The sequence below is a fragment of the Amycolatopsis sp. NPDC051758 genome, from assembly GCF_044453095.1.
Taxonomy (GTDB): Bacteria; Actinomycetota; Actinomycetes; order Mycobacteriales; family Pseudonocardiaceae; genus Amycolatopsis.
The window spans coordinates 437,862-452,645 of sequence record NZ_JBITCJ010000002.1; the positions used below are offsets into that span (position 1 = coordinate 437,862).

General features: G+C 71.1%; 12 protein-coding genes. 4 read left to right on the forward strand and 8 right to left on the reverse strand.

Annotated features, from left to right (window positions below; all coding sequences use genetic code 11):
* Positions 1-147: 147 nt before the first annotated feature.
* The 4 genes from ACIA5G_RS11265 (at position 148) to ACIA5G_RS11280 (ending at position 3,517) form a co-directional block, all read left to right on the forward strand.
* The gene (locus tag ACIA5G_RS11265) at positions 148-1,086 is read left to right on the forward strand and encodes an alpha/beta hydrolase family esterase (RefSeq protein WP_395922469.1); all 939 of its coding nucleotides are present in this window, start codon (positions 148-150) and stop codon (positions 1,084-1,086) included.
* 118 nt (positions 1,087-1,204) lie between these two features.
* Positions 1,205-1,666 carry an HNH endonuclease gene (locus tag ACIA5G_RS11270; RefSeq protein ID WP_395922470.1) on the forward strand — a complete coding sequence of 154 codons (462 nt, stop codon included), beginning with the start codon at positions 1,205-1,207 and terminating at the stop codon, positions 1,664-1,666.
* A 117-nt stretch (positions 1,667-1,783) separates the two neighbouring features.
* Positions 1,784-3,136, forward strand: a complete 1,353-nt coding sequence (locus tag ACIA5G_RS11275; RefSeq protein WP_395922471.1) for a protein kinase — start codon at positions 1,784-1,786, stop codon at positions 3,134-3,136.
* 51 nt (positions 3,137-3,187) lie between these two features.
* A complete protein-coding gene (locus ACIA5G_RS11280) occupies positions 3,188-3,517 on the forward strand; it encodes a hypothetical protein (protein WP_395922472.1) in 330 nt (109 codons plus the stop codon).
* 4 nt (positions 3,518-3,521) lie between these two features.
* Here the strand turns inward: ACIA5G_RS11280 and ACIA5G_RS11285 are convergent, their stop codons facing one another.
* The 8 genes from ACIA5G_RS11285 to ACIA5G_RS11320 form a co-directional block, all read right to left on the reverse strand.
* Positions 3,522-4,361, reverse strand: a complete 840-nt coding sequence (locus ACIA5G_RS11285; protein WP_395922473.1) for an alpha/beta fold hydrolase — start codon at positions 4,359-4,361, stop codon at positions 3,522-3,524.
* Positions 4,362-4,542: 181 nt separating this feature from the next.
* Entirely contained in the window at positions 4,543-6,369 is a 1,827-nt protein-coding gene (locus tag ACIA5G_RS11290; RefSeq protein WP_395922475.1) for an exo-alpha-sialidase, read from the reverse strand.
* Positions 6,370-6,371: 2 nt separating this feature from the next.
* The gene (locus tag ACIA5G_RS11295; protein ID WP_395922476.1) at positions 6,372-8,330 is read right to left on the reverse strand and encodes a beta-galactosidase; all 1,959 of its coding nucleotides are present in this window, start codon (positions 8,328-8,330) and stop codon (positions 6,372-6,374) included.
* Entirely contained in the window at positions 8,330-9,253 is a 924-nt protein-coding gene (locus ACIA5G_RS11300) for a dihydrodipicolinate synthase family protein (RefSeq protein ID WP_395922478.1), read from the reverse strand. Before ACIA5G_RS11300 ends, ACIA5G_RS11295 begins: the two co-directional genes overlap by 1 nt.
* Positions 9,253-10,206: an oligopeptide/dipeptide ABC transporter ATP-binding protein gene (locus ACIA5G_RS11305; protein WP_395922479.1), complete on the reverse strand. Its 954-nt coding sequence runs from the start codon at positions 10,204-10,206 to the stop codon at positions 9,253-9,255. The genes ACIA5G_RS11300 and ACIA5G_RS11305 overlap by 1 nt, the downstream gene beginning before the upstream one ends.
* Complete coding sequence (locus ACIA5G_RS11310) at positions 10,203-12,107, reverse strand: dipeptide/oligopeptide/nickel ABC transporter permease/ATP-binding protein (protein ID WP_395922480.1); 1,905 nt, start codon at positions 12,105-12,107, stop codon at positions 10,203-10,205. The genes ACIA5G_RS11305 and ACIA5G_RS11310 overlap by 4 nt, the downstream gene beginning before the upstream one ends.
* Complete coding sequence (locus ACIA5G_RS11315) at positions 12,104-13,063, reverse strand: ABC transporter permease (RefSeq protein WP_395922482.1); 960 nt, start codon at positions 13,061-13,063, stop codon at positions 12,104-12,106. Before ACIA5G_RS11315 ends, ACIA5G_RS11310 begins: the two co-directional genes overlap by 4 nt.
* A gap of 12 nt (positions 13,064-13,075) precedes the next feature.
* Positions 13,076-14,674: an ABC transporter substrate-binding protein gene (locus tag ACIA5G_RS11320; protein WP_395922483.1), complete on the reverse strand. Its 1,599-nt coding sequence runs from the start codon at positions 14,672-14,674 to the stop codon at positions 13,076-13,078.
* Between the last annotated feature and the right edge of the window lie 110 nt (positions 14,675-14,784).

Below are 14,784 nucleotides of genomic sequence, written 5' to 3' on the forward strand. Positions count from 1 at the left end.
GGCGGGGTGCCGAGCGGGCCGATCCTACCGAGGCGGTCCGACATTCCCGGTGCTCACCCGGTCGTGCACTTTATGAACGCAATCTAGGTGGGCCCCGGACCGTGGGGTGATGCTGGCCACGCCCCGCTGCCGATCAAGGAGGATCGAGTGCCCGGACGCTTCCCCCGGTGGGCCGCCGCGTTGACCGCGGCCGCTGCCCTGACCACCGCTTTTGCCGCGCCCGCCGCTGCCGCGGGGGTCGTCGACCGCCCCGTCCGCACCACCGGCTGCGGGCACACGGCGCCGGTCCCGGCCGGGGTGACGACCCCGCAGCACGTCGTCTCGGGCGGCCTCGACCGCGAGTACACCGTGCACCTGCCCGCGCACTACAACCCGCGCCGGGCGTACCCGCTGGTCCTGTCCTACCACGGGCACAAGCGCACGTCGCAGTACCAGGAGGAGCTGTCCGGCTTCTCGGCGCTGGACACGATCTCGGTCTACCCGCAGGGCCTGATCGGCACCGACGGCGAGTCGGCCTGGACCGGCGCGCCGTACTCGGCCGCCGCCGACGACGTCCTGTTCACCAGCGACCTGCTGAACTCGCTGCAGCGCACCCTGTGCGTCGACAACAACCGGATCTTCGCCGCCGGCAAGTCGAACGGCGGCGGGTTCGTCGGCGTGCTGGCGTGCCGGCTGGCCGGCCGGATCGCGGCGTTCGCCCCCGTCTCCGGCGCCTTCTACCCGCAGGGCGGCGCCTGCCACCCGAGCCGGGACGTGCCGATCCTCGACTTCCACGGCACCGCCGACACGACCATCCCCTACACCGGCAACCCGGACAAGGGCCTGCCGTCGATCCCGGACTGGCTGGCCGCGTGGTCCACAAGGGACGGTTGCCGGGCGAAACCCGTGTCGTGGACGCCGGTCGAGGGTGTCGTCGCCCAGAAGTGGCTCGGCTGCGACCGGCGGGGCGCCCTCGAGCACTACCGCGTCGAAGGCGCGGGGCACGTCTGGCCCAGCACCGCGCCGAACAACGACTCGGCCACGCCGACGGTCATCAACGCGACCCCGGTGATCTGGCGGTTCTTCCGCACCCATCCCCTGGGGTGAAACACGATTGACGCAGCTCGCGCCGCTCGGCGACGATGAACTGCACCAGGCAGAAGCCGCCCGTCGGACCAGCCGATCGGGCGGCTTTCTGCGTCTCCCCACCAGGAAGAGGTGCACTGTGAAGGTTCTCGTCCTCAACGCCGGCTACGAGCCGCTGCACACCGTTTCGGTCCCGCACGCGATCCGCATGCTCGTGCGGCACGTCGCCGAGATCCACGAGGCCGAAGACGGTCTCGCCTACGGGCTGTTCCCGCGCCCGAAGATCGTCCGGTTGCTGCGGTACGTCGTCATGAAGTGGCGATATACGCAGGCACCGCGCTGGTCCCGGCGCGGTGTCCTGGCCCGGGACGGGCACCGCTGCGCCTACTGCGGGCAGCGCGCGACCACGATCGACCACGTGACGCCGCTGTCCCGCGGCGGCGCCCGCACCAGCTGGCTCAACACGGTCGCCGCGTGCGGGGGCACGTCCCGCAGCTGCAACGCCCGCAAGGCGGACAAGCTGCCGGGCGAGGCCGGGATGAAGCTGCGGTTCACCCCGCGCGTCCCGACCTGGGACGAGCTGCACCCGTTCGGCGCGTGAGCGGGGCGGCCCGCCCGTCGGCGAGGCGGCGGGCGGGCCGTTAAGCTCGAACCGATCGGTCCCCGGATCCGTGTCATCCGGGGAAGGCCTGGGCGAGCACCGGTACCGGAGGTCGTCGTGACCGAGGCAGGACAGCTGATCGCCGAGCGCTACCGGCTGGTCGACCGGATCGGCCAGGGCGCGATGGGCGTCGTCTGGCGTGCCCGCGACGAGCGGCTCGACCGCGTCGTCGCGGTGAAGCAGCTGGGCTACGACCCTTCTGGCAGCGGCCAGGGCGGGGCGCGGGCGCTGCGGGAGGCGCGGCTCACCGCGCGGCTGCGGCACCCGCACGCCATCACCGTCCACGACGTCGTCGAGCACGACGGCGCGCCGTACCTGGTCATGGAGTACCTGCCGTCGCAGAGCCTGGCCGACGTCCTGCTGGAGCGGGAAAGCCTGCCGGCCGACCAGGTCGCGCGCATCGGCGAACAGGTCGCTTCGGCGCTCGCCGCCGCGCACGCCGAGGGGATCGTGCACCGGGACGTCACTCCCGGCAACGTCCTCATCACGCCCGAAGGTGTCACGAAGATCGCCGACTTCGGCATCTCCCGCGCCACCGGCGAGGGGACCGTGACGGGTGGCGGGTTCATCGCCGGCACCCCCGCCTACCTGGCGCCCGAAGTCGCCGGCGGCGCCGAAGCCGGGTTCCCCGCGGACGTCTTCTCCCTCGGCGCGACGCTCTACCGCGCGCTGGAGGGCACCCCGCCGTTCGGCACCAACGACAACACCATCGTCCTGCTGAAGCGCATCGCCCGCGACGAGGTCACCCCGCCGAAGCACGACGGCCCGCTGGCCGAGGTGCTCGGGCGGCTCCTGCAGCGGAACCCGGACCAGCGGCCGGCCATGGCCGAGGTCCAGGAGCTGTTCGAAGCCGTCACCGGCGGCCGTCCGCTGCCGCCGCCGCGTCCCCGCCCGAAGACCGGGACGCGCCTGCTGCACGTGCCGCGCCCGCGCCGTCGCCTTGCGCTGGCCGGCGCCGCCGGGGTGGTGCTGCTGGCCCTGGGCGTGGTGATCGGCACGGCGCTCGTGCCGGACGGCACGCCGGTCGCCGCGCCGGCGCCCGCGCCGTCCACCACTCCCCCGTCGGCAGCCCCCACCACCGGCTCGTCGGCCCCGGCCGACCTGGGCTGCGCGGCCAGCTACCGGGTGACGAACTCGTGGCCCGGCGGCTACCAGGTGGAGGTGACGGTGCGCAACGACCGGACGGCGGGCCTGCTCGGCTGGCGCGTCCGCTGGACCCTGCCCGCCGGCCACCACATCACCGGCCTCTGGAACGGCACCTTCACGGTCGACGGTTCGACGGTCACCGTCGACAACGCGGACTGGAACGCGAAGCTCGGCGCGAACAGCTCGACGTCGTTCGGCCTGACCGCCTTGACGGGGCAGGGCGACGGAACCGCGCGCCCGGCCGTGACCTGCCGGACGCTCTGAGCACCCGGAAGCACCTGTCCCACCGGGCGCCCGCTCTGCCATAGTCGGACGGTGCACCTGCGGGCCAGGCGGCGATCACTCCACTTCGACGGGCACACGGTCACGCTCAGCATCGCGACGAAGAGCTGGTTCATCGTCCCCGGCGACACCAAGAACCGGTTCCCGGTGGAGAAGATCAGCAAGATCCAGCACACCCCGCCGACGGCCTGGAAGCCGGGCCGGATCGTGTTCGTGGTCCCGGGCCCGCCCGCGGAGGTCGTCACGAACGTGCCGCTGTTCGCCGACAAGCTGGCCGGGAACACGTTCCTGTACCCGTACGGGATGCGGGCGAAGGTCGCGAAGTTCCTCGAGGCCGTGGAAAAGGCGCGCCCCGAGAAGTAGCGGTTCAGCTCCCGGCCGGCACCGGCGGCTGGTCGAAGGTGCGCAGCATCGGGCGCAGCCGGTCCACGAGGGCGGGCGCGTGGGTGAACTGCGGAACGTGCCCACCGGGGGTTTCGACCAGCGGCACGCCGAGCCGCTCGGAGAACCACTGGGCGCATTCGAACAGCGGGTGCCGGATCGAGGCCGGATCCCGGTTCTCCGCTCCCGCGGCGACGACGCTCGGCACCCGGATGCCCGCGAGCTGCTCATCGGTGGGGAGATAACTCATCACCGGGCCCAGTTCGATCCCGAACAGCACCTCACCGTCGGCCAGCAGCCGCGCCCGGAAATCGGGCGCGAACGACTCGTACGCCTCGTCGCCGGCGATCCACCGCTGGAACCGCTCCACGGCGGTGCGCGGGCCGCCTTCGGCCATGCCGGCGTCGACGACTTCCTGGAGCGCTCCGGCGGTGGCCTCCGGCTCCGAACAGCCCGCGAGGTAGGGCGGCTCGTGGAAGACCGCGCCACGCAGCACTTCCGGGTGCCGCAGGGCGAGATTCGTCAGGATCGTCGCGCCCATGCTGTTCCCGTACGCGAGGACCGGCGCGAGACCGAGGGCCACGACCAGGGCGGACACGTCGTCGGCCTGCTCGTCGACGGTGGTCGCGGACCAGCCGTCCGGCCGCGGGCTGCGCGAATTGGCGCGGCGGTCGTAGGTCAGGACGGTGTACTCGTCCGCCAGGCCGTCGGCGACGGCACTCCACTGGCCGGCGTCGCCCACCGCGCCCGAAATGAACAGCAACGACGGCCCTTCGCCGCGCAATTCGTAGTACAGCGTCGTTCCGTTCACCGAGATGAATGACATGGCTACCTCCGTGACAGCGGCGGTGGACCCCGCCCGCCCCGCAACGGAAGTGCTGCTCGGCCGCGTGGCCTCGCCTGCTGTCCGACCACGATCGGACCACTCGGCGCAACCGGGCACCAGGGCACAACGGCCCGGAACCGCACGAACCGGTCATCCACCCCGGTTCGTGCGGTTCGAGGGCTCAGCCGTGCACCCGGTCGAACGGCAGCCGCAGCACCTGGCCCGAGGGAACCGCCGCGTTCCGCAGCCGGATCGCGTCCAGCTCCGACGTTGTCAGTGCCCGGCGGTAGTACCGGACCTCGTCGAACGACCCGTTCCAGCGGTACGCGTTGTCCAGCCGCTGCCCCAGCTGCAGCTGGAACGACACCGTCCGGCTGACCGACCCCGCGACCGCCGCGCCGGACGCGACCTGGACGCCGTCCACCCAGAGCAGCAGCTTGCCGCCGGTCCGCTCCAGCGCGACGTGGTGCCACGCCTGGTCGTCGTAGGCCTGCGCCGTCGTGATCGACGCGGTCCCGGCCGCCGTGGTCATCGTGGTGATCAGCCGGTGGTTCGCCGGCTCGCCGCGCAACCACAGCTGCGGGGCCGTGGTGCCCATCCCGCCGAGCCAGAAGAGCACCTGGTTGCCCTTCGTGGCGCCGTACCGGAACCAGCCGGTCCACGTGAGGTCGCCGTCGCCCGGGGGCTGCGCCGGGTTGTACGGCACGCGGACGTAGTCGTCGACGCCGTCCAACGTCAAAGCTCCGCCGAAGCGTCCGGCAGCAACGGAAGCGCCACCCAGCACCCGGGCGTCCGAGTGACCCGAAACGTCCGGTGTGGACGGTCCGGCGGAGTTCTTCCAGCCCAGGTACTCCTCGTTGAAGCGCGCGAAGCGGATCTCGTCCCGCGCGTCGACGGCGCCGCCTTCGTACATGAGCCCGATCTCCGGGCCGCCGATCTGCACCAGGTCCGAGTAGCCCGACCAGTCCGTCGTGATCTGCGTGCCCTGTTCGGCGTTCTCCCACGTCCGCCCGTTGTCGTACGACGACCGGATCATCATCCAGCGGCGCCGGTCGGTGTCCGACGGCGAGGAGAACAGGAGACGGTTCCCGACCCGCACGATCGCTCCCTGCACCATCGGCGTAACCAGGTCGGGGATGGTGGTGAAGGATCTGGAGAACGTCTCACCGCCGTCCCGGCTGATGGCGTAGTCGCGGTTGCCGATGTCGGTGCCGCCCTGCTCGCGGCCGCCGGCGTAGATCGAGCCGTCGGCCAGTTCGACAACCGTGACTTCGGACGGCTTCTGCGTGTACGTCCCGCCAACCGGGTGCGGGTACGAGTTCACCGCGCCGACGTGCCAGCTGCGGCCGCCGTCGTCGCTGTAGACCAGCCCGGCGTGGTTTTCGATCGAGTTCGTGCCGTCACTGGTCTCCGCGTTGACGCCGAACACCAGCCGCCCGGCGTGCCGGCCCTTCGTCAGCTGGATCCCGTGCACCGGGCCGGACGCGTACCACGAATCCCAGTTCGGCAGCTTGGCCTGCGCGCTGATGTCGACCGGCGTGGACCACGTGCGGCCGTCGTCGTCGCTGTACTGCGAATGCGGGGTGCGCGGGCACGGGACGTCGCACGCCTTGTCGTCGGCACGGCCCTTGTTGTACGTGGTGATCAGCACGATCCGGCCGGTGCGACCGTCCACGATGGGCACCGGGTTGCCGTGGGTGTCCCCGCCGCCGCGGTTGACGACCTGCAGCGGCGACCAGGTCTTGCCGCCGTCGGTCGAGCGCTTCAGCACGAGGTCGATGTCGCCGGTGTCACCGCAGTTGTTGATGCGGCCCTCGGCGAACGCCAGGAGCGTGCCGTGGGTGGACTTGACGATCGCCGGGATCCGGAAGCAGCTGTACCCGGGATCCTGGGCCGCCTTGAACAGCACCTGCTGGTCGAACTGCGGCGCGGCCTGCGCCGGACTCACGGCGAGCAGCGAGCTGCCCACCAGGGCCAGCAGAGCGGCCCATCTCCCCAGTGTTCTCATTCTCATCCCTTCAGGACGGCGACACCTCGCGGGGCGAGCCGGACCTCACGGAGCGGCCTCGACGGGTCGGTCAGCAGGTCCGGCGCGGCGTGCGGCAGGTCGACGGTGACCGGCTCGGTGCCGTGGTTGAGCAGGATCAGGTAAGCGCTTTCCTCGCCGTGCCGGACCACCGCCTGGACACCGGGCGGAGTGCTCAGCACCGGTGTCACCCCGGCTTCGGCGGTGATGCGATCGAACAGTGAGCCCAGATCGGGCCGGGTGCCCAGGTACCAGGCGACCCCGTCGCCGAACGCGTGACGCGTGATCGCGGGCCGCCCGGCGAGGTCTCCGGAAGCGAAGGAAGCGACCACCTCGGCGCCTTCGGTCTCGATCCATTCGGACCAGATCGACCCGGAATCCGTTGTCCCGTCGGCGAACTCGAGGGAGATCGAGTCCAAGGGCCAGAATTCGTCGACCCGCAGACCAAGGATGTCCCGCAGCGGCGCGGGATGCCCGCCCAGGTAGGCGCGGTCGCACCCGTCGACGATGCCGGAGAAGTACGACACCACCAGATGCCCGCCGCCCGCCACATACGCGCGCAAGTTGTCCGCGGAAGCCTGTTCCAGCAGGTACAAATTCGGCACGACGACAAGCTTGTAGCCCGACAGGTCACGCTGCGGATGGACGACGTCGCAGGTGACGTTGGCGTCGAACAACGGCGCGTAGTGCGCGAGGTGCGTCTCCAGCTGCTCGAGCTGGGCCGGGTGTGAATCGAGCTCCAGGCCCCACCAGCTCGGCCAGTCGTGCAGCAGCGCGACGTCGGCCCGCACGCGCGTCCCGGCCAGCTCCGGCACGCGGGCCAGCTCCTGCCCGAGGGCGGACGTTTCGCGGAACGTCCGGGTGTCGCGGCCGCCGTGCGGGACCATCGCCGAGTGGAACTTCTCCGCGCCGCCGCTGGTCTGCCGCCACTGGAAGAACAGCACGGCGTCGGCGCCCTGGGCGATCGCCTGCCAGCTGCCGAGCCGCATCGCGCCCGGCGGCTTCGGGCTGTTGCGCGGCCGCCAGTTGACGGCGCTCGGCGCCTGCTCCAGCAGCATCCACGGCTGGTCCTTGGTCGACCGCACCAGGTCGTAGGCGAACGCGGCTTCGACGTGGGCGCGCGGGTCGTAGGGGTCCGGGTAGGAGTCGAGGCTGACCACGTCCTCGTGCGGTGTCCAGGTGTGCCAGTCGAGGGCCTTCTGCACCAGGCCGACGAAGTTCGTGGTGGCGGGCACGCCCGGCGTGATGCGCCGCAGCACCCGCCGCTCGGTCAGGTAACAGCCGAGCGCGGCGTCGGAGGAGAACCGGTGGAAGTCCAGGTGCTGCGCGGGGTTCGGGAACGTCGGCGCGACACGGGGCGGGAGGATCTCGGCCCAGTCGTCGTAGCGCTGCGACCAGAACGTCGTTGTCCAGGCGGCGTTGAGCGCCTCGATCGTCTCGTAGCGCTCGCGCAGCCAGACGCGAAAATCTGCCGCGGAGACGTCGCAGTAGCAGGCCCGGACGTGGCAGCCGAACTCGTTGCCGATGTGCCACATCGCGAGCGCCGGGTGCCCGGCGTACCGCGTCGCCAATTCCGCGACGAGCCGTTCGGCGTGCGCCCGGTACACCGGGCTGGACGGGCAGAACTGCTGTCGTGCGCCGGGTGAGAGCCGGACACCGTCGGCGCGCACCGGCAGGATCTCCGGGTGCCGCAACGACAGCCACGGCGGTGGGGACGCGGTCATCGTCGCCAGGCACACCTGGACGCCCGCGGCGGCCAGGCCGTCCATGACCTCGTCGAACCAGCCGAAGTTATACTCCCCCGGCCGGGGTTCGACGGCGGCCCACGAGTAGATCCCGGCGGTGACCATCGTGACGCCGGCTTCGGCCATCAGCTTGAGGTCTTCTCGGCGGACCTCTTCGGGCCAGTGCTCCGGGTTGTAGTCGGCCCCGTAGTGGATCATCAGAGCAGGCCGGCTTCGGCGAGCTTCTCCTTGATCCGCAACAGCTCTTCGTCGTCCAGGGGCAGCTGCGGCGGCGCCATGACAGCGTTGTCGATGAACCCGCGCATCTTCATCGCGGCCTTGAACGCGCCGAGGCCGGCCGAGCCGCGGCCCATCCGGCTCGGCGGCGCGACGGACGTGATCGAGAACAGCTTCAGCAGGCGCTCCTGCTCGCGGCGGGCCGCGGCGAGGTTGCCGGCCTTGAAGTGGTCGTGGATGAGCACGTACCCGACCGGGTCGACGTTGCCGAGGCCCGGCACCGCGCCGTCCGCGCCCATCGCCAGCGCCGCGTCCACGATCAGCTCGGACCCGGTGAACACGGCGAAGGAGTCGAGGCCACGTTCGCGTTTGCCGAGCAGCACGGCGCGGAACGCGGCTTCGTCGCCGCTGGAGTCCTTCAGCCCGGCGAGAACACCGTCGGCGGCCAGATCCAGGACCATCCCGCCGTCGAGCTTCGTGTGCACGGCGACGGGGATGTCGTAGGCGACGATCGGCAGTGCGGTGCGCTCGGCCAGCAGGCGGAAGTGCCGGTCGATCTCGGCGACGTGGGTCCGCGTGTAGTAGGGCGCGGTGACGACGACGGCGTCGGCCCCGGCGGCTTCGGCCGTCCGGACGTGCTCGGCGACACGTAATGTCGTCATGTCGATACAGCCGGCCAGCACCGGGACCCGGCCGGCGACCTGGTCGACCGTCGTCTCGACGACGACCCGGCGCTGGGCGTCGGGCAGGAAGGCGACCTCGCTGGAGGAGCCGAGGACGAAGACGCCGTGCACACCGGCGTCGAGCTGGACCTCGACGTGGCGGCGCAGCGAGTCGGTGTCCACGCTGAAGTCGTCGTTGAACGGCGTGCACAGCGGCGGGACGATTCCGGCGAACTTCGGCATCAGGCGCTCACTCCGGTAGGGATCTCGGGATGGATGCAGCGGTAGGTGTGGCCGCCGTCCGCCACGGCGAGCGGCGGCAGGTCGCCCGCACACTCCTCGGTGGCCTTCGGGCAGCGGGTGCGGAACGGGCAGCCGCTCGGCGGGTGGGTCGCCGACGGCACCGGCCCGCTGAGCACGATCGGCTCGACCGGGTTCAGCAGGCTGGGCGTCGCGGAGAACAGGGCCCGGGTGTACGGGTGCCGGGCCTGGTCCGGCAGCGCCGTCACCGGGGCTTCTTCGACGATCCGGCCGAGGTACATCGTGACGATGCGGTCGCTCATCTTCTTCACGGTCTGGATGTCGTGGGAGACGAACACCATCGCCAGGTCCAGCTGTTCGCGCAGGTCGAGCAGCAGGTTGAGGATCTGGGCGCGGACCGAGACGTCGAGCGCGGACGTCGGTTCGTCGGCGACGAGCAGCGCCGGCCGCAGGGCGAGCGCCCGCGCGATCGCGACGCGCTGGCGCTGGCCGCCGGAGAGCTGGCCCGGCACCGCGTCGGCGACGCTGGTGGGCAGGCCGACGAGCGCCATCAGCTCGCGGACCCGCTCGTCACGCTCGGCCGAGGTGCCGACGTGGTGCACGTCGAGGGGGTCGCGGATGATCCTGGCGACGGCGAGCCGCCGGTTCAGCGCGGTCGACGGGTCCTGGAAGACCATGCCGACCTCACGCCCGAAGCCGCGGTCCAGGGGCTTGCCACGGAACCGGACGGTGCCCGCGGTGGGCCGCTGCAGGCCGACGATCACCTTGGCCAGCGTCGACTTGCCGCAGCCGGACTCGCCGACGACGCCGATGGTCTCCCCCGGGTTGACGACCAGGTGGGCGTCGGTCAGGGCGTAGACGTTGTCATGGCCGAAGAGGTTGGCGCCACGGATCTTGTGGACGACGTGGACGCCGTCGAGCTCCAGGAGGTTCACGCCGTCGCCTCCTTCTCACGAGCGATGTCGACCGCCGGGAAGTGGCAGGCGACGAGGTGGGCGACGGGTTCGCCGAAGCGGACCGGGGTCTCCTCGTGGCACTTGGCGCGGGCCGCCGGGCAGCGGTCGGCGAACCGGCAGCCCGCCGGGAACTCGGCCGGGGCCGGGACGACACCCTTGATCTGGGTGAGGCGGGCCTCGTTCTCCTCCAGCGACAGCACCGCGCTGAGCAGGCCGCGGGTGTAGTGGTGCCGGGGCGACCCGACCACCGCGGCGGTCGCGCCCAGCTCGGCGACCTGCCCGCCGTACATGACGACGACGCGGTCGGCGATCTCCGACACCAGCGCCAGGTCGTGCGAGACGAGGATGAGCGCAAAGCCGAGCTCCTCCTGCAGCCGCAGCAGCAGCGCCATGATCTGGGCCTGCACCGTGACGTCGAGCGCGGTGGTCGGCTCGTCGGCGACGATCAGCTTCGGGTCCCGCGAGAGCGCCATCGCGATGAGCACCCGCTGGCGCTGACCACCCGACAGCTCGTGCGGGTACGCGCGCAGGGTGCGTCCCGGGTCGAGGTTGACCAGCTCGAGCAGCTCGGCCGGGGTGCGGGTGCCGCCGCGGCGGGTGAACTGCTTGAGCTGGGCCCGGATGGTCATCGCCGGGTTGAGGGAGCTCAGCGCGTCCTGGTAGATCATCGCGATGTCGTGGCCGAGGTGCCGGCGGCGTTCCCCGGGGCGCAACGCGAGCAGGTCACGCTGCGCGAACCGGATCCGGCCGGACACCCGGGCCCCGGCGGGCTGGAGGCCGAGGATCGACAACGCGGTGAGCGTCTTGCCGCAGCCGGACTCGCCGATCAGGCCGAGGACCTCGCCGGCGCGGACGCTGAAGGAGACACCATCCACGACGTCGACCCCTTCGTGGCGGCCGGGGAAGGCGATCGCCAGCCGGTCGACCTCGAGGACCGTTTCGTGGTGGTCCAGGGACCGGGCGGTGCGGGCCAGCCGCTCCCCCGCCTCCCGGAGCCCGGCGATCGGCAGGACGGGTGCGGTGTCGGCGTCTTCCCGCTTGGCGACGGCCTTCGCGACCTCCGCCGCCTTGACCGCGCGGGCCGAGGGCGCGGCCCACGCGTCCGAGATCCGCTCGGACAGGATGTTCAGCGCCAGCACGGTGATCAGGATCATCAGGCCCGGGAACAGCGTCGCCCACCAGCCGCCGGTGAGCACCAGGTCCTTGCCGTCGGCGAGCACCGAGCCCCACGACGGGTCCGGCGGCTGGATGCCGGCGCCGATGAACGACAGCGACGCCTCGAACACGATCGCGTCGGCCACCGTCACCGTGCAGTAGACCAGCACCGGCGCGGCGCAGTTGATCGCAATGTGCCGAGTCAGCACGAAGAACCGGCGGGCCCCGATGACGCGTTCCGCGGCGACGTAGTCCTCGCCGTACTGGGCCAGCACGTTCGCCCGGATCACCCGGGCCACCGGCGGCATGTTCAGGAACCCGATGGCCAGGATCAGCACCAGGATCCCGTGCCCGAACACCGCCACGAGCACCGCCGCGAGCGCGATGCCCGGGAACGCCATGATGACGTCGAGCACCCGCATGACCAGCGCGTCCACCCGGCGGTGCGACGTCGCGGCGAACGCCCCGATCACCGCCCCCGACACGAGCGCGAGCGCCACCGCCCCCAGGCCGATGGCGAGCGACCAGCGCGTGCCGGCGACGAGCCGGGAGAAGATGTCGCGGCCGGAGGTGTCGGTGCCGAACCAGTGCGTGCCGCTCGGGCCGCCGGTGTCGGTGCTCAGCGCGTCCGGGTTGTGCGTGGCCAGCAGCGTGCCCAGCACCGCCACGAGCACCAGGACACCGAGGATCGCCAGGGCGGGCCACGACCCGCGCAGCCGCCTCACGAGTGGCTCCGCAGGCGCGGGTTGGCGATCAGGTACAGGACGTCGACGATCAGGTTGACCAGGACGAACCCGATCGCGATCGTGATCACGAAGCCCTGCACCTTGGCGGTGTCGCCGTCCTTGACGGCCTGGATCATGTTCTGCCCCATTCCCGGCAGCGCGAACATCGTCTCGATCACGACCGCCCCGCCCAGCAGGTAGCCGACCCGCAGGCCGAGCACGGTCAGCGGGGTGACGAGCGCGTTGCGCAGCACGTTGCGCCCGACGACGACCACCGGCGGCAGGCCACCGCCGCGCGCCGTGCGGACGTAGTCGCGGTCCAGCTCCTCGACCATCGACGTCCGGATCACCCGGGTCAGCTGGGCGGCCACCGGCAGCGCCAGGGAGACCGCGGGCAGCGTCAGCGAGTTGAGCCAGCCGCCGACCGAGTCGGCCGGGCTGACGTAGCCGCTCGTCGGGAACAGGCCCCGGTCGACGGCCAGCCACTGCACCAGCAGCAGCGCCACCCAGAACGCGGGCGCCGCGACGCCGGCCAGAGTGACCACCCGGATGACCTTGTCCGGCCAGCGGTCGCGGAACAGCGCCGACGTCACGCCGAGCAGCAGCGCCGTGACGAGCGCGATGACCAGGCCGAGCAGGGTCAGCTGGACGGTCAGCGGCAGCGCGGTCGCGATCGTCTCGCCGACCGGCTGCTTGGTGATCACGCTGGTGCCGAAGTCCCCCTGGACCAGGTGCCAGACGAAGTGGACGTACTGCAGCGGCAGCGGGTCGAGCAGGCCGTTCTCCAGCCGGAACTGCTGGAGCTGCTCGGCGGTGGCGTTCGCGCCGTCGAACGCGGCGAGCGCCGGGTCGGTGGGCGCGAACCGCATCACGATGAACACGAACAGGATCACGCCGAGCAGCAGCGGGATCAGGGCGAGGATGCGGCTCAGCAGCATCCGCACGACGACGGCCACGGGTTTCTCCTCTTAGACCGGCTTCGCCTGGTTCAGGTAGATGCCCGGGTAACCCTGGGCGTGCACGCCGGAGATCGCCTTCGGGTCCCACGCCGTGCCGAGCTGGGTGAATACGACCGGGTAGATGACGGCCTGCTCGGAGATCAGGTCCAGCAGCTGCTTGTTCAGCGTCGTCCGCTTGGCTTCGTCCGTTTCGGCGGCGGCCTGGTCCTGCAGCGCGAGCAGGGACCGGGCGTCGGGGCCGGTGAACCGGGCGTACTTGCTGGTGAGGATGGACTTGGCGTCGTAGTAGTAGCGGATGAGCAGGTCGGGGTCGTTGCCGAACTGCATCGGGTTGTTGGTCGTCGCGACGACCTGGAAGTCGGTGCCGGCGTCGAGCTTGGAGAACAGCGCCTTGGTGTCCTGGGAGTCCAAAGTGGTCTGGACGCCGATCGCGTCCCAGCCCTCCTTGATCACCTTGACGCAGTCGGCGACCAGCGAGGTGTTCGTCGTGGACAGCGTGATCTTCAGGCCGCTCACGCCGGCCTGCTGCAGCAGCTGCCTGGCCTTGTCGGGGTTGTAGGCGAAGTCCTGCGACGCGGGCTGCGACGACGGGAGCTTCGGGTTGATGAACGACGTGCCGGGCGAACCGGCGCCCTTCAGCCCGATCTCGATCATCTTCTTCTTGTCGATCGCGTAGTGCAGCGCCTGCCGGACGAGGTTCTTGTCGAACGGCGCGTGCTGGGTGTTGAAGAGCAGGAAGAGGTTGTTGCCGCCGTCGGCGAACTCGACCGTCCGGCCCGCCTTCCGCAGCTGGTCGGCGTTGGCGGCCGGGATGTTCTCGGCGATCTGCGCGTCCGGCTTCGCCCCCGAGATGGCCGCGACGCGCGGCGCGGAATCCACGATGGACTTCCACAGCATCTTGTCGTACGCGGCCGGGCGCGGGCCGTTGTAGTCGGCGAACTTCTCGAAGCTGGTGTGGGACAGCGGCGCCTGCTCGACGACCTTGTAGGGGCCGGAGCCGACGACCTTGCCCGCCGCGGCGTCGGCCCACTTGCCGTCGTAGACGTGCTTGGGGACGATCTTGCAGCACTGGATCCGCTGCAGCGCGTACGGGAAGGGGAACTTGAGGACGAACTCGACCGAGCGGTCGCCCGTCTTGCGCACTTCCTTCAGCCACGTGGAGAAGAAGCTGTGGATGAGGACGTTTTCCTTGTCGTCGAGGGCCCGCGCGTAGGTGAAGACGACGTCGTCGGCGGTCACCGGCTGGCCGTCGTGCCACTTCGCACCGTCGCGCAGGTCGAACTTCAGGCTCGTGCCGCTCGTGTCGGCGGGCAGTGCCTTCGCCAGGCCGGGGAACGGCGCGCGGGTGATCGGGTCACCCTCCACCAGGGACTCGTAGCAGTGCAGGATCGCGGCCATCGAGAACGCGGACGCGGTCTGCAGCGGGTCCCACGTCTGGTTGTTGCCGTAGCCGATCACGGCGGTCAGCGAGCCCGCCGAGCTGCCGGTCTTGTTGGTGGACGCCGGCCCGCCGCACGCGGCGAGCACGGTCGGGAACGCCAAGGCCGCCCCGGCGAAGGTGGTGTAGCGCAGCAACTGGCGGCGGCTGAGCGACGGGCTCTGGGACATCGGTGTCTCCGGCTGGCCTCGAACGGTAGGACATGGGACGTCCTATGACCGGCGTGAGCCTAGGATGGGTTCGCGTGCCGGTCAACCCTTCTGGACGTATGACGTAGGAT

Excerpts from the sequence above, each read along its gene's own strand:
- ACIA5G_RS11285 (WP_395922473.1), bottom strand. The coding sequence starts at position 4,361 with ATGTCATTCATCTCGGTGAACGGAACGACGCTGTACTACGAATTGCGC.
- ACIA5G_RS11290 (WP_395922475.1), bottom strand. The coding sequence starts at position 6,369 with ATGAGAACACTGGGGAGATGGGCCGCTCTGCTGGCCCTGGTGGGCAGC.
- ACIA5G_RS11295 (WP_395922476.1), bottom strand. The coding sequence starts at position 8,330 with ATGATCCACTACGGGGCCGACTACAACCCGGAGCACTGGCCCGAAGAG.
- ACIA5G_RS11300 (WP_395922478.1), bottom strand. The coding sequence starts at position 9,253 with ATGCCGAAGTTCGCCGGAATCGTCCCGCCGCTGTGCACGCCGTTCAAC.
- ACIA5G_RS11320 (WP_395922483.1), bottom strand. The coding sequence starts at position 14,674 with ATGTCCCAGAGCCCGTCGCTCAGCCGCCGCCAGTTGCTGCGCTACACC.